Source organism: Microbacterium sp. 10L49, from assembly GCF_056395125.1.
Window position 1 is genome coordinate 105539 of the sequence record NZ_JBFTIW010000004.1, and the last position, 19141, is coordinate 124679.

19 protein-coding genes and 1 tRNA gene are annotated in these 19141 nt (G+C 71.2%); 13 read left to right on the forward strand and 7 right to left on the reverse strand.

What is annotated here, in order from left to right:
- The first annotated feature begins 30 nt into the window (after positions 1-30).
- Positions 31-741, forward strand: coding sequence for a GntR family transcriptional regulator (locus AC1DCT_RS13550; RefSeq protein ID WP_440735046.1), 711 nt, complete (start codon positions 31-33; stop codon positions 739-741).
- A gap of 4 nt (positions 742-745) precedes the next feature.
- Here the strand turns inward: AC1DCT_RS13550 and AC1DCT_RS13555 are convergent, their stop codons facing one another.
- Positions 746-1597 (reverse strand): SDR family NAD(P)-dependent oxidoreductase, encoded by an 852-nt coding sequence (locus AC1DCT_RS13555; RefSeq protein WP_441975510.1) that lies wholly within the window; start codon positions 1595-1597, stop codon positions 746-748.
- Between the two features lie 135 nt (positions 1598-1732).
- Here AC1DCT_RS13555 and AC1DCT_RS13560 point away from each other — a divergent pair, with 135 nt between their 5' ends.
- The gene (locus AC1DCT_RS13560) at positions 1733-2386 is read left to right on the forward strand and encodes an asparagine synthase (RefSeq protein WP_477429798.1); all 654 of its coding nucleotides are present in this window, start codon (positions 1733-1735) and stop codon (positions 2384-2386) included.
- Positions 2387-2500: 114 nt separating this feature from the next.
- Positions 2501-2573: transfer RNA gene (locus AC1DCT_RS13565), tRNA-Arg, on the forward strand.
- A 142-nt stretch (positions 2574-2715) separates the two neighbouring features.
- On the opposite strand, the gene AC1DCT_RS13570 is transcribed toward AC1DCT_RS13565, so the two are convergent.
- Together AC1DCT_RS13570 and AC1DCT_RS13575 are read right to left on the reverse strand one after the other, a co-directional pair.
- Entirely contained in the window at positions 2716-3117 is a 402-nt protein-coding gene (locus AC1DCT_RS13570) for an ester cyclase (protein WP_477429800.1), read from the reverse strand.
- A gap of 53 nt (positions 3118-3170) precedes the next feature.
- Entirely contained in the window at positions 3171-3950 is a 780-nt protein-coding gene (locus tag AC1DCT_RS13575) for an SDR family NAD(P)-dependent oxidoreductase (RefSeq protein ID WP_440735049.1), read from the reverse strand.
- Positions 3951-4008: 58 nt separating this feature from the next.
- Between AC1DCT_RS13575 and AC1DCT_RS13580 the strand changes: the two genes are divergently transcribed.
- Positions 4009-4683: a TetR family transcriptional regulator gene (locus AC1DCT_RS13580; RefSeq protein WP_477230505.1), complete on the forward strand. Its 675-nt coding sequence runs from the start codon at positions 4009-4011 to the stop codon at positions 4681-4683.
- 12 nt (positions 4684-4695) lie between these two features.
- Here the strand turns inward: AC1DCT_RS13580 and AC1DCT_RS13585 are convergent, their stop codons facing one another.
- On the reverse strand, positions 4696-5895 hold the full coding sequence (locus AC1DCT_RS13585; protein WP_477429802.1) for a trans-sulfuration enzyme family protein: 1200 nt from the start codon (positions 5893-5895) through the stop codon (positions 4696-4698).
- A gap of 104 nt (positions 5896-5999) precedes the next feature.
- On the opposite strand from AC1DCT_RS13585, the gene AC1DCT_RS13590 reads away from it, so the two are divergent.
- Complete coding sequence (locus AC1DCT_RS13590) at positions 6000-6428, forward strand: Lrp/AsnC family transcriptional regulator (RefSeq protein WP_440735052.1); 429 nt, start codon at positions 6000-6002, stop codon at positions 6426-6428.
- 34 nt (positions 6429-6462) lie between these two features.
- On the opposite strand, the gene AC1DCT_RS13595 is transcribed toward AC1DCT_RS13590, so the two are convergent.
- Both AC1DCT_RS13595 and AC1DCT_RS13600 read right to left on the reverse strand, forming a co-directional pair.
- A complete protein-coding gene (locus tag AC1DCT_RS13595) occupies positions 6463-7878 on the reverse strand; it encodes an aldehyde dehydrogenase family protein (protein ID WP_440735053.1) in 1416 nt (471 codons plus the stop codon).
- Positions 7875-8930, reverse strand: a complete 1056-nt coding sequence (locus AC1DCT_RS13600) for a homoserine dehydrogenase (protein ID WP_477429804.1) — start codon at positions 8928-8930, stop codon at positions 7875-7877. The genes AC1DCT_RS13595 and AC1DCT_RS13600 overlap by 4 nt, the downstream gene beginning before the upstream one ends.
- Positions 8931-9218: 288 nt before the next feature.
- Between AC1DCT_RS13600 and AC1DCT_RS13605 the strand changes: the two genes are divergently transcribed.
- From AC1DCT_RS13605 to AC1DCT_RS13615, 3 genes are all read left to right on the forward strand, one after another.
- The gene (locus AC1DCT_RS13605) at positions 9219-10742 is read left to right on the forward strand and encodes an amino acid permease (RefSeq protein WP_477429806.1); all 1524 of its coding nucleotides are present in this window, start codon (positions 9219-9221) and stop codon (positions 10740-10742) included.
- On the forward strand, positions 10739-11866 hold the full coding sequence (alr, locus tag AC1DCT_RS13610) for an alanine racemase (protein ID WP_477429808.1): 1128 nt from the start codon (positions 10739-10741) through the stop codon (positions 11864-11866). The genes AC1DCT_RS13605 and alr overlap by 4 nt, the downstream gene beginning before the upstream one ends.
- A gap of 74 nt (positions 11867-11940) precedes the next feature.
- A complete protein-coding gene (locus AC1DCT_RS13615) occupies positions 11941-12690 on the forward strand; it encodes an IclR family transcriptional regulator domain-containing protein (protein WP_477429810.1) in 750 nt (249 codons plus the stop codon).
- Here AC1DCT_RS13615 and AC1DCT_RS13620 read toward each other — a convergent pair.
- The gene (locus AC1DCT_RS13620) at positions 12684-13493 is read right to left on the reverse strand and encodes an IclR family transcriptional regulator (protein WP_477429812.1); all 810 of its coding nucleotides are present in this window, start codon (positions 13491-13493) and stop codon (positions 12684-12686) included. The genes AC1DCT_RS13615 and AC1DCT_RS13620 overlap by 7 nt on opposite strands.
- 62 nt (positions 13494-13555) lie before the next feature.
- On the opposite strand from AC1DCT_RS13620, the gene mmuM reads away from it, so the two are divergent.
- The 5 genes from mmuM to AC1DCT_RS13645 all read left to right on the forward strand — a co-directional run bounded on the left by mmuM (position 13556) and on the right by AC1DCT_RS13645 (position 19096).
- Positions 13556-14473, forward strand: a complete 918-nt coding sequence (gene mmuM, locus AC1DCT_RS13625; protein WP_477429814.1) for a homocysteine S-methyltransferase — start codon at positions 13556-13558, stop codon at positions 14471-14473.
- A 71-nt stretch (positions 14474-14544) separates the two neighbouring features.
- Positions 14545-15390 carry a response regulator transcription factor gene (locus tag AC1DCT_RS13630; protein WP_477429816.1) on the forward strand — a complete coding sequence of 282 codons (846 nt, stop codon included), beginning with the start codon at positions 14545-14547 and terminating at the stop codon, positions 15388-15390.
- Entirely contained in the window at positions 15387-16955 is a 1569-nt protein-coding gene (locus AC1DCT_RS13635) for a sensor histidine kinase (protein ID WP_477429817.1), read from the forward strand. The genes AC1DCT_RS13630 and AC1DCT_RS13635 overlap by 4 nt, the downstream gene beginning before the upstream one ends.
- A complete protein-coding gene (locus AC1DCT_RS13640; protein WP_477429819.1) occupies positions 16952-18454 on the forward strand; it encodes an L-serine ammonia-lyase, iron-sulfur-dependent, subunit alpha in 1503 nt (500 codons plus the stop codon). Before AC1DCT_RS13635 ends, AC1DCT_RS13640 begins: the two co-directional genes overlap by 4 nt.
- Positions 18455-18508: 54 nt before the next feature.
- Positions 18509-19096: a TetR/AcrR family transcriptional regulator gene (locus AC1DCT_RS13645; RefSeq protein WP_440735065.1), complete on the forward strand. Its 588-nt coding sequence runs from the start codon at positions 18509-18511 to the stop codon at positions 19094-19096.
- Positions 19097-19141: the final 45 nt, after the last annotated feature.

Consider the following 19141-nt stretch of genomic DNA (forward strand, 5'->3'; position numbering starts at 1 on the left):
AGCCGGCTCCGACGGTGCCACAATGGCCCCATGGGGAACGCGGGCAGCGTGGAGCTCGAGTCGGCCAGGGTGGTCCGGCTCCTGCGCGACTCGATCCTGTCCGGGCAGCGCCGATCCGGCGACCGGCTCATCGAACGGGACATCGCCGAGGAGCTCGCCGTGAGCCGGCTGCCGGTGCGCGAGGCGATCCGGCAACTGCTCGCCGAGGGGATGCTCACCGCACGCCCGCGCTCCTGGGCCGTGGTCCGTCAGTTCACCGAGGACGACGTGCGCGACATCGCGCAGGTGCGTGACGTGCTGGAGGTCCTCGTGTTCGAGATCGCGGCGCTCCGGCACACGTCGGACGGGATCGCGAAGGTCGAGGCGGCGCTCAAGCGCGAGTACGCCGCCGCGGGGGTCGGCGACGCCGAGGCGGCGCATGCCGCAGCGGCGGAGTTCCACCTGATCATGGCGGAGCTCGCCGACAACGCCACGGTCAACGAGATCCTGAGCATGATGCGCGGGCGCCTGCTGCTGCTGTTCCGCGACCACGACGACCTGATCGCCATGGCGGAGGACCACGCGCGCATCTTCGAGTCGTTCGCGGCGCGCGACACGGCGACGCTGCGACTGCGCGTGCAGCGTCATCTGAGGGCGGGCACCGAGACGGCCCTGCGCAAGCTCGCCGAGTACAACGCAGAGACGGCCGCGATCCGTGCGCGCGCCGCGGCCCGCCAGGAGGCCTCCGTCGCCGGCGAGTGACCGATCAGCGCGGCGACATCGGGGTCGTCGTGTCGATCGCCTCGCGCAGCGGGTGCCGCATCGGCCCCCAGTAGCGCACCGGTGCGAGCCGCACCAGCGCATCCACGAGGCGGGTCTCCCGCCCGATCAGCGTGCGAGCCCTGCGCCGCAGCGTGGCGCGCACGATGCGCTCGGCCGCGTCCGCGGGCTCCATGTGGTACATCGCGGCCTGTGCGGCGGCGGCGCGACCGGCCACCCCGGGGTCGATCGACGAGGCGTAGCGCCCGTGCAGGATGATGCCCGTGCGCACCCCCGAGGGGTAGATCGCACCGACCGTGACCGTCGATCCCTCGAGCTCGTGCATGAGCGCCTCGGAGAACGCGCGCACCGCGAACTTCGTCATGGAGTAGGGGATCCGCCCGCCGGGCGAGGCGATCGCGTAGATGCTGGCGATGTGCGTGATGTGCGCAGCGGGGGCGCGACGCAGGGCCGGCAGCAGCGCCTTGGTGATCGAGACCGTGCCCCAGAGGTTCACATCCATCAGCCAGCGCATCTCCTCCATGGAGAGTTGGTCGAGGGATCCGAGCATCGAGGATCCGGCGCACGTGATGAGCGTCTGCAGCTCGGGGTGCGCGGCTTCGACGTCTTCGCCGACGGCGGCCACGGCGTCGTCGTCGCGCAGGTCGACCGGATGCACCGTCACGGTGGTGCCGGTGGCGCGCAATTCATCCGCGATGCGGGCCAGGCCGACCCGGTCCCGGTCGATGAGGGCCAAAGCCGCGCCGCGGCGCGCGAGCGCTCGCGCGGTGTCGGCGCCGATGCCGTTGGCGGCGCCGGTGATGGCACTGCTGCGCCCTGATGCGTCGAGAACGGGCAACGCTCCTCCTACCGCTGCGCCCTCGCACGCTTCGTCGCATGCGTCGGGTGGGCGCAGACGCTTGTCCCATCCTGCCGCATCGCCCTGCTGTTGCGGAACGGGAACCGGTACGGTGGATGCGAGGAGGAGGTCGGAGTGGGAAAGAGCGCGGACGTCATTGCCGAGGGCGTGGCGATCGCCACATCCGCCGCCCGGCTGACCGTCAAGAACCACATCCTCGTGGGCACGATCGCGCAGGGCGGATCCTTCGACGTCGCCAAGTACATGAACGACGCGCACGAGGCGCTGCTCGCACTCGCCGCGGAGTCGGAAGAGGCGGCGGAGCTCGCCAACAAGCTGCGCAAGCGCGCCCACGGCCGGTACTCCGATCCGCACGGCACGCACGACTACCGCGACCGCGACGTGCGAAACCTCAAGAAGCGCGCCAAGCAGTCCTCCGCCGTGGCCGACCGGCTGCGCGAGATGGCCGACGACCCCGAGACGCTGCGGTTCCTCGTGGAGGCGGCGCGTGCCGCCGCCTGGAGCGACGTCGCAGGGAACCTGCAGAGCCGGCTCACGGTCGAGGCGATGCGGCCGGACGAGGATCCGGACTACGCCACGATGCGTGAGGCGCGGATGCAAGCGCTGCGGCTCGTCGACCTGCAGGCGCTCGCCTCGGACCAGCGCGCGCGCCGCAAGAACCGCGAGAAGGCCGACAAGGCTGCGGAGAAGGCCGCGGAGAAGGCCGGCAAAGCGGCCGCGAAGGCGGCGGAGCGCGAGGAGAAGCGCGCCGCTCGCCAGATGCTCTGATCCCCGCCACGCCCGGCGGTACCGTTCGCGGCGCTCTCGATTCGCGTTCCGCCCCGCCTCTGGGGTATTGTTGACGAGGCCCGCGAGAGCGGGCGGTCTTGTGAAAGACCGGATGCGCCTGTAGCTCAATGGATAGAGCATCTGACTACGGATCAGAAGGTTGGGGGTTCGAGTCCCTCCAGGCGCACACTGTGTTGAGACAGTAAGAAACGGCCCGCTTCGGCGGGCCGTTTCGCTTTTCCCGGGTCGAGCCGGCTGGTCGATCGCTGACCGTCTCGCTTGAATCAGCGGACCGGAACGTCAGCGGGTATTCGGATACGCCCGCGCCATCAGACTTGCCCCAGCTGCGCCGCGATGTCGGCGGTGTCAATGAAGATGCGTTCGGAGACGACGCGATCGTCGTCTCCGAACGTGATGACGGCGATCATCTCGAGGGCGATGGCGCGGCCGGTGGGGGCCAGGCCCGCGTATGAGCCGTCGTGCGTTCCCTCGAACCGCACGAGCATCGAACCCGTGTCACCCTCCTGCCCGAGCGGATCGATCGTCGCCCGCAGGTCGCTGAAGCCCTCGAAGAGGGCCTTCTCGCGTTCGAACAGAGCATCGAGTCCCTTCTGGGGACCGGTGAGGGGCGAGTCGTATTCGGCGGGTTCGGCCCAGAGGGCGATGATCGCCGCGGGGTCGTGCGCGTTGACAGCCGAGGCGGCACGCTGGGCGAAGTCGTGGATCTGCATGGTGTGATCTCCTCTGATCAGATGGGGTGAAGCGTGATGGTGCGGGTCTGGGTTCAGGGACGGACGGAGCGTTCGGCAATGTCCAGCGCCAGGCGTTCGGGCAGTCGCGGTGCGAGCCAGGAGACGAACGCGTTGGCACGTCCGTCGACCACCGAGGGGCGGCCGCGCCGGAGGGCGCGCAGCCCCGTCTCGACGACCTGCTCCGGCGTACGCCTGTTGCCGACGGAGGCGGCGTCTCCGGCGGTAGCGAAGAACGCGGTATCGGTCGCGCCGGGGCAGAGCGCGAGCACGTCGACTCCGGTACCGCGCGTTTCTCGCCAGAGCGCACGCGTGAAGGTGAGCACGAACGCCTTCGACGCCGAGTACACCGACATGTGCGGCACGGGCTGGAACCCCGCGGTGCTCGCTACGTTGATGACTGCTCCACGCCCGCGGGCCAGCATCGCCGGCAGCAGGAGCGCGGTGAGCGCCGTGAGACTGCTCACATTCACGGCGATCTGTGTCATCGCAGTCTCCAGACCGGCCGTGCCCACGTCTCCGTGGATGCCGAGACCGGCGTTGTTGATGAGCGCATCGACGACGATCCCCTCCTCGGCGAGCCGGGCCACCAACGTCGCAGCAGCGCCCGGGGAGTCGAGGTCATGGGAGATCGCGGTGACCTGCACCCGATGGTGCGCGGTCAGTTCGCGGGCCAGCTCTTCGAGAACATCCCGGCGACGTGCAACGAGAATCAGGTCGCTGCCGGCGGCGGCCATGCGCTGGGCGAAGGCGCGACCGATGCCCGATGATGCGCCCGTGATCAGTGTGGTGCTGCCTGCGGCGATGGTGCGCACGATACTCCCTTAATTAAACAAACCAGTCGGTCTATTTAAGCGAGAATATACTATGAGGGTGTCTCAGCGTCCAGATGTTCTCGACGAGCCCGCTCCGCGCGCGGGACGGGTCGGTCGACCGGCCGGCCCCACCGCCCAGGGCGCGGCCTCGCGGGAGGCGATCGTCAATGCCGCTGCCGGCGTGTTCGCCCGGCTGGGATACGACAAGGCCCGGATGGCCGACATCATCGATGCGAGCGGCCTGTCCAAGGGCTCTGTGTACTTCCATTTCGACAGCAAGGAGACCCTCGCCGTCGTCGTCCTGGAAGCACGTCAGGCGCGGTGGCTCCGTGACGTCGAGAACCTCCTCGAGGCTGCCGCACCAGGCGTGCCGCGCCTGCGGCGGCTGCTGCCCGCGATGCTCGAGCTGCACCGCGCCGATCCTGACGCCTGGGTGATCTCCCGGCTCATTTCCAATCTCGCGGCGGTCGAATCGACGCGAGAACTCGCGGCGGAGATGACTCAGCGATGGATCGACCTCGTCGCCGGTCTCATCGAGGACGCGACGACGGGCTCGGAGGAGCAGGGCGCCGCCATTCTCGCGACTGTCCTCGTCGGCGCATTCGACGGGTTGAAGATCACCATCGATGTCACGGCGCGGGGCGACCGGGACGCCGCCGCGGAGGCCCTGGCCGAGGGCGGTGCCATCCTGGAACGGATGCTGCTGTCCGCCCTCGGCCTCCCACCGAGCTGAGCTCCGCAGACTTCAGCCGAACGTCTCGTCCAGCGCGGCCCGCAGGTCGGCCAGCAGGTCGTCCGTGTCCTCGAGACCGACCGAGAGGCGCAGGTGACCCAACCTGCGGAACGGCTCGGGGTAGGCGGCGACCCGCCCTCCCTCGGTGCCGGTGTGCACGATCAGCGAGTCGTCATGGCCCAGGGAGAAGCCCGAGGTGATCAGGCGCAGGTTCGCCACGAACCGGTTCTGCGTCGCCGGGTCGCCGTCGACGGCGAACGACATCATCCCGCCGAAGCCGCGATCGAACTGGCGGACGGCGAGGTCGTGCTGCGGGTGCGACGGAAGCCCCGGATAGCAGACGTACGCGACGCGCGGATCCGCGTCGAGGAACTCGGCGATCGCCTGCGCCGACTCTCCGTGCTGGCGCATGCGCATCGGCAGCGTCACGGAGCCGCGCGTGATCAGCCAGGCGTTGAAGGGCGAGATGATGCCGCCGACGTCGACCATGGCGTCGGCCTTGATCGGATCGATGAGCTCGCGACGCCCGACGACCGCGCCGGCCATGGCGTCGCCGTGACCGTTGATGTACTTGGAGAGCGAGTGCACGACGAGGTCGGCCCCGTCCCGCAGCGGGCGGTACACGGGCGGCGGGGTGAAGGTGGAGTCGACCATGAGGAGGGCGCCCGCCTCGTGCGCGATCTCGGCGATCGCGGCGACGTCGGTGACCTGGGTCGTGGGGTTCGCGATCGCCTCGACGCAGACCAGCCGGGTGTTCGGGCGCATGGCCGCGCGGACGGCGTCGAAGTCGGTGATGTCGACGAACGTCGCCTCGATGCCGTAGCGCTGCGGCAGCAGCTCCGACCACAGGCGCCACGTTGCCTCGTAGACCACGTCGCTGACGACGACGTGGTCTCCCGCGCGCACGTACGTGAAGAACACGGCGTGCAGGGCGGCCACGCCCGATGCGAGCGCCACCGCGTCCTCCCCGCCGTCCAGGGCGGCGAGCTTCTCCTGCAGGGCCTGCTGGTTCACGCCCGTGTTGCGGGTGTAGAGGCCCGGCGCATTGGCCGACCAGCTGATCTCGCTGGGGTCGTCGGGCAGCTGGTACGAGTTCGCCATGACGAGCGGGGTGCGCAGCGCCAGGGTCGAATCGACATGGATTCCGCCGTGCACGGCAAGGCTCGAATCGGACAGGGTGCCGGGCTGGGTGCGGTCGGGACGTTCGGGCATGCGATCCTCCTGGGCTGGGGCCGCCGACGGTGGCGGCCCTCATACTTGGTGTGTTATATCTGCATCTTCAGTTGTTTATATTGCACGAACTACGAAGGGTCAAGATGGACGGGACGGACCACAGGATCCTCGCGGAGCTGACGGCGGACGCGCGCACGCCCCTCGTCGCCCTCGCGTCGCGCGTGCATCTCTCCCGCAACGCCGTGAAGCAGCGCATCGAGCGGATGGAGCGCGACGGCGTCATCGGCGGCTACACCGTCGTGCCCGGTGAGGCGGCGTCCCGGAGGACGACCGCGATCGTGCTGGTCTACCGGGAGGACCGCATGCGCGGCGCGCACGTCGTGACAGAGCTCTCCAGGATCCCCGAGATCGTGCGCTGCGATGTCCTGTCCGGCGAGTTCGATCTGCTCGCCATCGTGCAGGCGGACGGCATGGATCGGATCGGCGAGATCTGGGAGCACATCGCCGCGCTTCCTGGAGTGGCGAACACGGTGACGTCGATTTCGCTCGCGCAGGTCATCGATCATCCGTGAGGGGCGTCGCTCGCCGCGCCGCCCCTCGATCGGGTCAGATCGTGAGGCAGACCACCTTCGGTTGCGTCATCTCCTCGAAGGCGAAGCGGACGCCCTCGCGTCCCATGCTGCCGTATTTGGCGCCGCCGAACGGCATGCTGTCGACCCGGTAGTCCGAGGAGTCGTTGATCATCACGCCGCCGGCCTCGATCCGCTCCGACACGCGCAGCGCCCGTGACAGGTCAGAGGTGAAGACACCGGCGTGCAGCGCGTACTCGATCTCGTCGGCCTGGGCGACGGCCTCGTCCTCGGTGTCGAACGGCGAGAGCACGGCGATCGGCGCGAATGCCTCGTCGCACCACAGGGCGCAGGAGAACGGCACGTCCTCGACCACCGTGGGCCAGTACACGGATCCTTCTCGGCGGTGCCCGGCGAGCACCCGCGCCCCCACGGCGACCGCGTCGTCCACGAGACGCTCGGCGCGTTCGGCGGCGGCGTGCGAGATCATCGGCCCCACGTCGGTGCGTTCGTCGGAGGGGTCGCCGGCGATCAGCGCCTGCGTGCGCGCGACGAAGGCGGCGCGGAACTCCTCGTGCACCTCGCGCTGCACGAGGATCCGCTGCGCGCCGACGCAGTTCTGACCGGCTGCCCAGAACGCGCCCGAGACGCAGGCCTCGACGGCAGCGGGGACGTCCGCGTCCGAGAACACGATGACCGGGGCGTTGCCGCCGAGCTCCATCGCGAGCCGCTTGAGTCCGGCGCCGCGGGCGATCGCCTCGCCGGTCGCGAAGCCGCCCGTGAACGACACCAGACGCACGTCGCGCGCGGCGATGAGCGCCTGCGCGAGCTCGCGGTCGCCGTGCACGACGGTGACGACCTCGGGCGGCATCCCCGCCTCGATGAGCAGGCCGACGAGGAAGCGAGCGGTGATCGGCGTGAAAGGAGACGGCTTCAGGATCACCGCATCCCCGGCGGCCAGCGCAGGACCCAGCTTGTGCGCGACCAAGTTGAGGGCGTCGTTGTACGGCGTGATCGCGACGACCAGGCCGAGCGGTTCGCGGGTGAACCAGCCGCGCCGGTCGGCGGATCCCTCGAACGCGTCGAACGGGATCACCTCGCCCGCGTTCGAGCGGGCCGCCTCTGCCGACAGCGACAAGGTCGTCACGGCGCGGCGCACCTCCTTGCGCGCCTGGCGGATGGTCTTGCCCGCCTCCCGGACGATCAGCCCGGCGGCCTCGTCGGACCGGGAGCGCAGCAGCGCGGCGGCGCGATCGAGGATGCCGTGGCGCTCGAATCGGGTGAGCCCTCGCGCGATCGCGAAGCCCGCTGTGGCGCGCGCGAGGATGGACTCCAGGTCTGCGGGAGTGCTGCGCGGCACCGCTCCGATCACCTGGCCGTCGTAGGCATCGTGGACGAGCAGCTCGTCGCGACTCACGTCGGAGTGGCGCGTCTCGGTGGGGGCGGTGCTCATCGTGCCGTCTCCGCCAGGGCGCGCTGGTGCGCGTCGATCGCGATGATGTCGGACAGCAGCGCGTACGCCGTCTCGATGCGGCCGGCGCCGGGGCCCGACACGGTCACGGCGCCGAGCATGTCGGTGTCGAACGAGACCGCGTTGGTGGCTCCGGACACGCCCGCCAGCGGGTGCGCGAGCGGCAGCGCGACCGGCTCCACCGATGCGACGACCTCGCCGTCCGAGGTGCGGGTGGCCGATCCGATCAGCTTCCAGCGCCGGCCCTCGGCGGCCGCCGTGGCGATGTCCTCCGGTGTGATGGCGGAGATCCCGCGACGAACGACGTCCGCGGTCGTGATTCCGGCGCCCAGGATCTCGTTGGCGAGGATCACGACCTTGAGCTGCACGTCGGATCCCTCGATGTCGGCGCTCGGATCCGCCTCGGCATAACCCAGCGCCTGCGCCTCGGCGACGGCGTCGGCGAGCGTCGCGCCGGCCTCCATCCGTCCGAGGACGAAGTTGCTCGTACCGTTCAGGATCCCCTCGACCCCCGAGATGCGCGTGCCGCGGAGCATGTCCGACGCGAAGCGGAGCACGGGGGTTCCGCTCATCACCGCGCCCTCGTGCGCGAACCGCACGCCGTGGTCGGCGGCGATGCGGTGCAGTTCGGCGCCGGCGAGTGCGACCGGGCCCTTGTTCGTGGTCGTGACGCTCTTCCCGCTCTCGAGCGCCGCGCGCACGTGCGACACGGCAGGCTCTCCGTCGACCGGATTCGTGAACGTGGCTTCTACGACGATGTCCGCGGTGGTGTTGCGGATGATGAAGTCGTTCTGCGGCACCGCAGCGCCGCCGGGCATGCCTGCGAACGTGGCGCCCTCGGGCATCGCGAACACCGCGCCCAGGTCGATTCCGTCGGCGCGCATGAGCGAGCCGAGCCGGAGGTCGGTGATCGCGACGACGCGGAGTTCGAAACCGAGATCGTCGGCGAGCGCCGTTCCACGGGTATGGATGATCTCGGCGAGGGCGCGGTTGACGCCGCCGAAGCCGATGAGGGCGAGGTCGTGACGATGCACGGCGGACTCCTTCGAGAGAGTGGATGGATACTGCGGCCCCCATCCTCGAGGCGCGGGGTGGCGGGGCGCGCCTGCCCGAGTGGCGGCGGGGACTGCCGTTGCGGCGGTCCGTCCGACGATCTGTCCGGACCTGCGGCAAGCGGCGGTGTCTGCTGCGCCGGCGCTTGTGCGGGGGTGCGGCGCCGGGTAATGTCCCGAAACAATTCGTGCGACATCGACACACAGCTGTGGTGATATAGCACGAAGCCTTTCGTCTCAGCCCCACCCGAACCTTGAATGCGAGACCTCATGAGCCCACTGCCCGGGGAGAAAGAACTCCCCAACGCCCTGCCCCGCACCACCGCGACCCAGGTACCGCTGCGCCGACTGCAGCGTTCGATGGATGCGCGCCACCTGATCATGATCGCCCTGGGCGGTGTGATCGGATCTGGCCTGTTCCTCAGCTCGGGCTACACGATCAGCCAGGCCGGCCCGCTCGGTGCGATCATCGCCTACCTGATCGGCGCGTTCGTGGTCTACCTCGTGATGGCGTGCCTGGGCGAGCTCGCCACCGCCTACCCGGTGTCCGGCGCGTTCCACATCTACGCCTCCCGCTCGATCGGCCCGGCCACCGGCTTCACGACCGCCTGGCTGTACTGGCTGTGCTGGGTGGTCGCCCTCGGGTCCGAGTTCACGGCGGCGGGCATCCTCATGCAGCGCTGGTTCCCGGCCGTGCCGGTCTGGGTATGGTGCCTCATCTTCGCGGCCGTGCTGTTCACGATCAACGCGATCTCCGCCCGCGTGTTCGGCGAGACCGAGTTCTGGTTCTCGCTCATCAAGGTGCTCGCCATCGTGGTGCTCATCGTGCTCGGCGCCGCCGCCATCTTCGGGTTCACGCCGCTGTCGGCTGAGCACCCGGCCGCGCTGCTGTTCCGCAACTTCGACACGCCCCACGGACTCTTCCCGGGTGGCGTCGGCGGCGTGCTGATGACCTCGCTCGCCGTGTTCTACGCGTTCAGCGGATCCGAGCTCATCGGCGTCGCCGCGGGCGAGACGAAGGATCCCGGCCGCAACATCCCGCGCGCGCTGCGCTCCACGGTGCTGCGCCTGCTCGTGCTCTTCGTGGGATCCATCACCGTGATCGCCGCGATCCTGCCCTACGACAAGGCGGGCGTGACGAGCAGCCCGTTCGTCGACGTGTTCCAGTACGTCGGGGTGCCGTTCGCGCCCGACATCATGAACTTCGTCATCATCACGGCGCTGCTGTCGGCGGGCAACAGCGGGCTGTTCTCGTGCGCGCGCATGCTGTTCTCGCTCGCGGAGGAGGGGCACGCCCCGAAGGCTTTCACCCGGCTCACGCGGCGCGGGATCCCGATCGTCGCGCTCAGCGTGAGCATGGTGCTCGGACTGGTCTCGCTGCTGTCCAGCGTGATCGCCGCTGAGACCGTCTACCTCGTGCTGGTGTCGATCGCGGGCTTCGCGGTCGTGGCCGTGTGGATGTCGATCGTCGCGGCGCAGTTCTTCCATCGCAGGGCATTCCTGCGCCGCGGCGGAGATCTTTCGACGCTGCCCTACCGCACGCCGCTGTACCCGGTCGTGCCGATCCTCGCGTTCGTGCTGCTACTGATCTCCGTCATCGCGATCGCGTTCGACCCGAATCAGGTCGCCGCGCTGTACTTCGGCGTGCCGTTCGTGGGCCTGTGCTACCTGTACTTCTGGTGGCGGTTCGGACGGCGCGGCGCCGCACGCGTCGAGGTCGTCTCGGAGGAGGCGCCGGTCGACCGCGCCGAGGATCCGGCCGCCGAGGAGCCCATCGCAGGCATCGGGCGATGACCCGCGGACCGGGATGGATCGAGGTCGATGTCGACGCAATCGCGTACAACGTCGCGACGGTTCTGCACGAGCTCGGCCCCACGCCGCTGTGCGGGGTGGTCAAGGCCGATGCGTATGGCCACGGCGTCGATCTCGTCCTCCCGGTCCTCATGGCGGCGGGCGTCGACATGATCGGCGTCACCGCGAACGAGGAGGCGCACAGCGCGCGGCGGCTCGGATTCCGCGGCCGGATCCTGCGCGTGCGCCCCGCGTTGCGCGAAGAGATCGAGGACGCGGCCTCGGCGCGCGTCGAGGAGTGGGTGGGCGGCCTCGCCCACGCCCGCGAGATCGACGCGGCCGCACGGATGATCGGTCGCCGGATTCCAGCACACGTCTCGATCAACGCCACCGGGCTCAGCCGTGACGGGGTCGACCTGGGTCGTGCGGGCGGTCGCGACGAGGTGAGTGCCATCGGCGCCCTGCCCGGCCTGCATCCGATCGGCGTCTGCGCGCACTTCCCCTGCGAGGACGAGCGCGACGTCGCCGAGGGGGCGGAGGCCTTCGGTTCACAGTCCGCCGAGGCGGTCGCCTTGCTCGGGCCGGACACGGGCCGCCGCGTCGAGCGGCATTGCGCGACCTCGTTCGCGGCGCTGACCGTGCCGGCATCGAGGTTCGATCGGGCCCGCGTGGGGGCCGCGCTCTACGGAGACACCTCGGCGCGGCCCGGCCTCCTGCGGCCGGCGCTGCGTCTGCTCTCGCGGGTCGCCGCCGTCAACGTCTACCCGAAGGGCAGCACGGTCGGCTACGAGCGGACGCATCGGACGACGCGGACCTCCCGCCTCGCCGTCGTCCCGCTCGGATACGCGGACGGCTTCCACCGCGTGCTCGGCGGCCGCGCGGAGGTGCTCGTGGGCGGACGACGGGCCCCGGTGGTCGACCGGCACGCGATGAACACCCTCATCGTCGACGTCACGGGCCACCCCGGGGTGCAGGTCGGGGACGAGGTGGTGCTCGCGGGTGCGCAGGGGGACGACGCGATCACGATGCAGGATCTGGAGCGGGCCTCGGGTCAGATCGCCGCCGACCTCTACACCGCGTGGGGCCGCCTGCTGGCCCGCCGCGTGCGCAGCGGGACGCCGTCGTGAGCGGTGCGAAAGCCCCGGGTAGGCTGGCCGGATCCGGGTCGCCCCGGGGGCTGCCGGTCGGAGGAGGAAGCAGGATGTCCGCTCCCTCGTCGCTGTCCCAGGGTCTGACGCTGCTCGAATCCGCGGTCGAGCGGGAGCGCTCCGGCCGGGCCGGCCACAACGCCTCGCGACTCGCGGACACCTCCGGCATCGAGCGGAGCCGGGTGTCCCGGTTGACCACGGAGCTGCGGGCGCTGCACTTCCTCGAACGCGATGATGCCGGTGTGCTCAGTGCCGGCGACGCCTACTTCCGCACGGCCGCCGCCCTCGAGCAGCCGTGGCTGCGTGCCGCCCGGAGCGAGCTGCGGATCCTGGCCTCGACGCTGAGGATGACGGCCCTCCTCGCGGCCGCGGACGGCCCTCGGGCGCTGCTGCTGCGCTCCGCGACCGGCGTGGGCTCGACCGACGCCGCCGCGCCCTACGGGATCACCCCGATCTGGTGCACGGGGGCGGGGCGGGCGCTGCTGTGGGACGATTCCCGGCCGGATCTGGGGGAGAGGCTGCGCGAGGTGCGGTTCGTCGGCATCGGCGGTCCGGCTGCCGCACGTACGACGGACGAGGTGCACGACCTGATGGAGCGCGACCGGGCGGACGGGCTCATCGTCGCCGCGGATGAGTACGCGGAAGGCGTGACGGAGATCGCCCTGCCGATCCGCGGTCGGGGTGAGATCGTGGCCTCGGTCGCCCTGAGCGGTGCGCTGCGCAGCGGGGGGCGGCTTCGCACCGCCCGCGCCGCGCTGACAGGGGCGTGCGATCGGCTGAGCGCCCTGGCGACCGGTCAGTGAGCGGCGCGATCCTCACGGCGTCCGTCGGGCGCGCCGAGCGCGGCCGACAGCGCCTCGGCCGCGGCGACGCACGCCTCCGCGAGCTGGGCGGTGCGCGGGTGCAGGGAGCTTCGCTCCCCGACGATCTGCACGCCCGCGGCCACCTCGTCGCGGAAGTCCCAGACGGGTGCCGAGACGGAGTACAGCCCGGGCTCGGCCTCCTCATCGACGATCGCGTACCCGAGAGTGCGCGCCTCCCGCAGCCGGTCGAGGAAATCCTCCGCGGAGGCCGGCGCGTTCGGTCCCGGACTCGTGAACGAGGTCCGGGCGAAGACCGCACGCACCTCCTCGTCGGACGCGTCCCAGAGCACGGCACGCCCGGCGTCGCTGCAGAAGGCGGGATAGGCGCGGCCGACCCAGGATCCGATCATCCCGGATTCCCGGGGGATGCTCTCCACGATGGTCAGAGTGCTGTCGCCCTGCAGGACGCCGAGGAAGCAGGCCTCGCCGACGGTCTCGGCCAGGTCGTCGAGCACCTGCAGTCCCACGGTGCGCAGGCGGCGATCCGTGAGGTCCTGCGCGGTGGCGTACCAGCTCCATGCCAGCCGGTAGCGGTGGTCTTCACCGCGCACGACGAGGTCGCGGTCGGCGAGGGCGGACAGAGTGCGGGACACCTGCGAGCGCTCCCGGTCGAGCGCGACCGCGACGTCGCGGACGGAGACGCCGTCCGGGTCGTCGGCCGACAGCGCGGCGAGCGTGGAGAGCACGTCAAAGCCACGTCCCATGCTCGTCCGGGGCGGGTCGAGATCCTCGGCGAACGGCATGGCATGAGCGTACTCGAACGCCGGGATCCGTCCCGCGGATCGAGCAGAGGAAGGGCGGGACGATGACCCTGTCGATGCAAGCCGATCGTGAGCGCGAGTCCACCGCGCTCACGATCCTGGACGGCGGGATGTCGACCGCCCTCGAGCAGCAGGGGATCGAGGTGGGCGGTGCGCTGTGGACGGCGCGCCTGCTCGCCGATGAGCCGGAGCGCATCGCCCGCGCCCACCGCGCGTTCTTCGAGGCCGGAGCCCAGGTCGCGACGACCGCGACCTACCAGGCGAGCGAGCGCGGTTTCGTCGCGGCCGGTATGGATGCCGCCGAGGCTCAGGCGCTCATGGCGCGCGGGGTGACGATCGCACGGGAGGTGCGCGACGAGTGCGCCGCCTCTCGGCCGGGGCTGCTCGTGGCGGCGTCGGTGGGCCCCTATGGTGCCGTGCTCGGCGACGGATCCGAGTACCGGGGCCGGTACGGCGTCGCCGCGTGGCAGTTGCGTGACTTCCATGGTCCGCGTCTCGAGGCGCTCGCCGCCGCCGGTCCTGATCTGTTCGCGGTCGAGACCATCCCTGACCTCGAGGAAGCCGCGGTGATCGCTGCGCTGCTCGACGACCTCGGTGTGCCGGCCTGGTTCAGCTACTCGGTGCGCGGCGACGGCACCTGCGCAGGGCAGCCGCTGGCCGAGGCCTATGCCGCGCTCGCCGGCTCGCACATGGTGATCGCTGCGGGCGTCAACTGCTCGGACGAGAACGACGTGCTGGGCGCGGTGGAGACGGCCGTGGCGGAGACCGGGCGCGCGGCGATCGCATATCCGAACCACGGCGGCGTGTGGGACAGCGCGACGAAGACCTGGTCGCGGGCCCGTCCCCTCGACCTCGACCTCGTGGATGCCTGGATCGCCGCCGGTGCCCGCTACGTGGGCGGCTGCTGCGGCTTCGGCCCCGGCGACATCGCTGCACTGGCGCAGCGGACGAAGGCCGGCTGACCGCCGCCGCTCTTAGCCTTTCCATAGCCGAACCACAGCAGCTGCCCCGGCGCATTCCCCAGCATGGATCCATGAACCAGCAGGCGCCAGCTGCGGCCGTCCCCCTCCTCGGCCTGCCGCCGATCGTGCGGGCCGACGGATCTCCGGCGCGGGCGCTCGTGGTCGACGACGAGCAGGCGCTCGCCGCGGCGGTCGGCGGGTCGCTGGGCGCCGACGGCTGGGAGGTGCGGGTGGAGCACCGCGGCCGGAGCGCCCTCATCGCGGTGCGCGAGTTCCAGCCGGACGTGGTCGTGCTCGACATCATGATGCCGGACATCGACGGGCTGGACACCCTGGAGCGGATCCGTGCGATCCGGCCCGAGATCCGGGTGCTGTTCCTCACCGCGCTGGACAGCCACGACGACCGCATCGCGGGGCTCCGCGCAGGCGGGGACGACTATCTCACGAAGCCCTTCGCGATCGCCGAGCTGCAGGCGAGAGTGCGGGTGCTGGCCCGCACCGCTGCGGCGATCGGGCGGCCCTCCGAGGCGCAGCTGCGGGTCGGCGACCTCGCGGTGGACAAGGGCGAGGCCACGGCCGTGCTCGCCGGATCGCCGCTCGAGCTCACCCCGACCGAGTTCGAGCTGCTGCTCCTGCTCGCCAACAATGCCGGGCGCGTGCTGCGCCGGGCGCAGATCCTCGAGGCGGTCTGGGGATACGACTTCGGCACGGAGTCGAACCTCGTCGAGGTCTACGTGTCGAGCCTGCGCCGCAAGCTCGCGGCATCGACGGCGCTGAGCCTGGAGACCGTGCGGCTGGTCGGCTACGTGCTGCGCGTCGCGGACGGTGCGGGCAGTGGATCCGTTCGGGTCGACGGATCCGGATCCGGATCCGGCTCTGGACCAGGTTCTGAATCCGGTTCCGGGGGAGGCTCATGAGACGCCCTCGCAGCCTCCGCCTGCAGGTGGTGCTCATCGCCTCGGCCCTGGTCGCGGCGGTGAGCATCGTCGTCGGCGTGGTCGCGGTGCTGTCGTTGCACGACTACATGCTGGGGCAGGTGGACGCCCGCCTGAACGGCGCGGCCGCGCGCGGGGCCGACATCGCCGGGGGCCGCGGGCCGGGTTCGACGCCCGGGACGACACCTCAGACCAGCCCTGGCGCCACGCCGGCGCCCACGCCGCCCCCGCGACCCAGCCGCAACGACGTGGTCGGGGCGCCCGGCCAGTCGGCGGGCACGATCACGGCGATCTTCCGCGATGGCGCGTTCGAGCTCGGCGGCTGGATCGCCTCCGACGGCGTGCGGCACGATCTCACCGCCGCGCAGAAGAGGCTCCTCGCCGCGCGCCTGCCCACCGGATCCGCGGACCGCACCGCGCCGGTCACGGTCGACCTCGGCAGTTCGCTCGGCGAATACCGCGTGGCCGGGCGCACGACGCCCAGCGGTGTGGGCGTCGTCACGGCGCTGCCGCTGGACTCGGTGGCGGCGGTGACCGGGCGGCTGACGCTCGTGGTGGTGCTGGTGGGCGCCGCATGCTTCGTGCTCGCCATCGCGGCCGCGGCCGTCGCGATGGGGCGGGCGCTGCGTCCGCTGCGACGCGTCGCGCACACGGCGGTGGCGGTCACGGCGGTGCCGCTGGACCGGGGAGAGGTGCGGCTCGCCGAGCGCGTCGAGGCGCGCGACATCGCCTCGACCGCCGAGGTCGGCCAGGTCGGCGCCGCTCTGAACGACATGCTCGATCACGTCGAGAACGCCCTCGCGCAGCGCGAGGCGAGTGAGTCGACGATGCGACGCTTCGTCGCGGACGCCAGCCACGAGCTGCGCACCCCGCTCGCCACGATCCGCGCGTACGCCCAGCTCTCCGGCCGGTCCGACGCCGAGGAACGGGAGGTCCGCGGCAACGCGGCGCTCATCGATGTCGAGGGTGTGCGGATGGGCGCGCTCATCGACCAGCTGCTCCTGCTCGCGCGCCTCGACGCGCTGCCCGAGCTGGCGCGCGACGAGGCCGACCTGCGGCTGCTCGTCGCCGAGGCGGTGCTCGCCGCCCGCCTCGCGGGCTCCGAGCACACCTGGATCTTGGAGCTCGGTGAGGATCCGGCACTCGTCCGCGGCGATGCGGCGGATCTGCGCCGGGTCGTGGACAACCTCCTCGGCAACGCCCGCGTGCACACCCCGGCCGGGACGACCGTGCGCGTACGGCTGGACGAGGTGCGGACCGGGGAGACGGCCGGCTCGGTTCGTCTCACCGTCTCCGACGACGGACCCGGCCTGCCCGACGCGGTGCGCGAGACCGTGTTCGAGCGCTTCGCCCGGGGCGAGACCTCGCGCTCGCGCGAGGGCGGCGGCACCGGCCTGGGCATGGCGATCGCCCGGGCCGTGGTCGAGGCCCACGGCGGGGCCATCGCGGTCGGGGTCGGCCCCGGTGCGACGTTCGTAGTGACGCTTCCGACGGCGCATCCGGGCGTGGATCCGGGAGCCTCCGCGCGGATTACGCTGGAGGGGTGACTGCGTACGTCTCGGCCTTCGATCTGTTCTCCATCGGTGTAGGACCTTCGAGCTCCCATACCGTGGGCCCGATGCGCGCCGGCGTCGACTTCGCCGCGCGGCTCGCCGCGAACGGCACTCTCGAGCAGGCGGCCCGCGTCACCTGCTCGCTCTACGGATCCCTCGGCGCCACCGGTCTCGGCCACGGCACGCCCGACGCGGTCGTGGCGGGCTTGCGCGGCCTCACCCCCGAGACCTGCGATCCCGCGGACGTGCGCCGCGCCTGGGCCGATTGGCCCGACGGATCCTCGCTCGCGCTGAACGGCACGCACGACATCGTCTTCGAGAAGGACGACATCACGTTCGAACCGCGCACACGCCTGCCCGGCCACCCCAACGCGATGACCCTGCGCGCCCTCGACGTGGACGGGATCCATCTCGCACAGGAGACCTACTACTCGATCGGCGGCGGTTTCATCCGCCGCGACGGGGAGGAGGCCGGACATTCCCTGCAGAAGGCGGCCTTCCCCTTCGGGTACGCCGATGCCGCCTCGCTGCTCGAGCTCTGCGACGAGAACGGGCTGACGATCGCCGAGCTCGCGCGGCTCAACGAGACGGCGCTGCGCAGCGAGGAGGAGGTCGCGGCCGGGCTCGACGCGATCTGGAACGCCATGTCCGCCTGCGTCGATGCGGGCCTGCACGCCGAGGGAACGCTGCCCGGCATCCTCAAGGTCAAGCGTCGCGCCGGTGCGATCCGCGAGCAGCTGGACGAGGTCGAGTCAGATGGTCACCCCGCCATCCCCGGCGAGTGGTTGGGCGCGTTCGCGCTCGCCGTCAACGAGGAGAACGCCGCGGGCGGACGGGTGGTCACCGCCCCCACCAACGGCGCGGCGGGGATCCTTCCCGCCGTGGCGATGTACTGGTGGCGCTTCCTCGCCGACTCCGGTCTCGGCGCGGGCAACGCCGTCACGCCGTACGGAGAGCTGGTCGGCAGCGCGCTGCTCGGCTTCGGCGCGGAAGCGTCGCTCGTCGCGGTCGGCGCGCTCGAAGACCCCGAGGAGCTCGCCGAGGCCAACCGCCGGCGCGGCATCCGCCGGTTCCTGCTGACCGCGACGGCGCTCGGATCGCTGTTCAAGGCGAACGCGTCGATCTCCGGCGCCGAGGGTGGCTGCCAGGCCGAGGTCGGATCCGCGTGCGCGATGGCCGCCGGCGGGCTCACCGCCGTGATGGGCGGCACGAACCGGCAGATCGAGAACGCCGCCGAGATCGCCATGGAGCACCACCTCGGTCTCACCTGCGACCCGATCGGCGGACTCGTGCAGATCCCGTGCATCGAGCGCAACGCGATCGCGGCCTCCACGGCCGTGACCGCGGCCCGGCTCGCGCTGCGCGGCGACGGTCAGCACTACGTCTCGCTCGACGCCGTCGTGGAGACCATGCGCCAGACGGGCCTGGACATGTCGACGAAGTACAAGGAGACGAGCGAGGGCGGCCTCGCGGTGAACGTCATCGAGTGCTGAGTCGAGTTCTGCAGCCGGGGCGCGCCCTGGGTGCACCCGTCGTAGGGTGAGCAGATGAGCACGACGCGTCGCCGCGGGCGCCCGCGGGGCGAATCCGGATCCCGGGGCCGGATCGTCGCCGCCGCCGAGCACGAGTTCGGCGAGAACGGCTACGACGGCGCCACGATTCGCGCGATCGCGGGACGCGCGGAGGTGGACTCGGCGCTGGTGCACCACTACTTCGGCACCAAGGCGGATCTGTTCGCGGAGGTCGTCGGCATCCCGCTGCGCCCCGATGTGGACGTGCCGGCGATCGTGCAGGGGCCCCGCGACGAGGTCGGCGAGCGCGTGGTGCGCTACGTGCTGGAGGCGTTCGAGCGCCCGGACGTGCGCCGGCGCGGCGTGACGATGATCCGCGTCGCGCTCGGATCCAAGGCGATGTCGCCCGTGCTGGTCGGCTTCCTCGCACGTGAGCTGATCGGCCGGATCACGGCGCTTCTCGAGGTGCCCGATGCCGCGCTGCGGGCCACGCTCGTCGCCTCTCAGATGGCCGGGCTGATCGTGACGCGGTACGTGGTGAGGCTGCAGCCGATCGCCGACGCCCCGATCGACGAGCTCGTCGCGCGCATCGGACCGACGATCCAGCGCTACCTGTTCGATTGACGCGCCCGGCCTTGTCTGGTCGTTGAGCGAGGACGCGCGCAGCGC

Excerpts from the sequence above, each read along its gene's own strand:
- AC1DCT_RS13550 (WP_440735046.1), top strand. The coding sequence starts at position 31 with ATGGGGAACGCGGGCAGCGTGGAGCTCGAGTCGGCCAGGGTGGTCCGG.
- AC1DCT_RS13570 (WP_477429800.1), bottom strand. The coding sequence starts at position 3,117 with ATGCAGATCCACGACTTCGCCCAGCGTGCCGCCTCGGCTGTCAACGCG.
- AC1DCT_RS13585 (WP_477429802.1), bottom strand. The coding sequence starts at position 5,895 with ATGCCCGAACGTCCCGACCGCACCCAGCCCGGCACCCTGTCCGATTCG.
- AC1DCT_RS13590 (WP_440735052.1), top strand. The coding sequence starts at position 6,000 with ATGGACGGGACGGACCACAGGATCCTCGCGGAGCTGACGGCGGACGCG.
- AC1DCT_RS13595 (WP_440735053.1), bottom strand. The coding sequence starts at position 7,878 with ATGAGCACCGCCCCCACCGAGACGCGCCACTCCGACGTGAGTCGCGAC.
- AC1DCT_RS13605 (WP_477429806.1), top strand. The coding sequence starts at position 9,219 with ATGAGCCCACTGCCCGGGGAGAAAGAACTCCCCAACGCCCTGCCCCGC.
- alr (WP_477429808.1), top strand. The coding sequence starts at position 10,739 with ATGACCCGCGGACCGGGATGGATCGAGGTCGATGTCGACGCAATCGCG.
- AC1DCT_RS13615 (WP_477429810.1), top strand. The coding sequence starts at position 11,941 with ATGTCCGCTCCCTCGTCGCTGTCCCAGGGTCTGACGCTGCTCGAATCC.
- AC1DCT_RS13620 (WP_477429812.1), bottom strand. The coding sequence starts at position 13,493 with ATGCCGTTCGCCGAGGATCTCGACCCGCCCCGGACGAGCATGGGACGT.
- mmuM (WP_477429814.1), top strand. The coding sequence starts at position 13,556 with ATGACCCTGTCGATGCAAGCCGATCGTGAGCGCGAGTCCACCGCGCTC.
- AC1DCT_RS13630 (WP_477429816.1), top strand. The coding sequence starts at position 14,545 with ATGAACCAGCAGGCGCCAGCTGCGGCCGTCCCCCTCCTCGGCCTGCCG.
- AC1DCT_RS13635 (WP_477429817.1), top strand. The coding sequence starts at position 15,387 with ATGAGACGCCCTCGCAGCCTCCGCCTGCAGGTGGTGCTCATCGCCTCG.
- AC1DCT_RS13645 (WP_440735065.1), top strand. The coding sequence starts at position 18,509 with ATGAGCACGACGCGTCGCCGCGGGCGCCCGCGGGGCGAATCCGGATCC.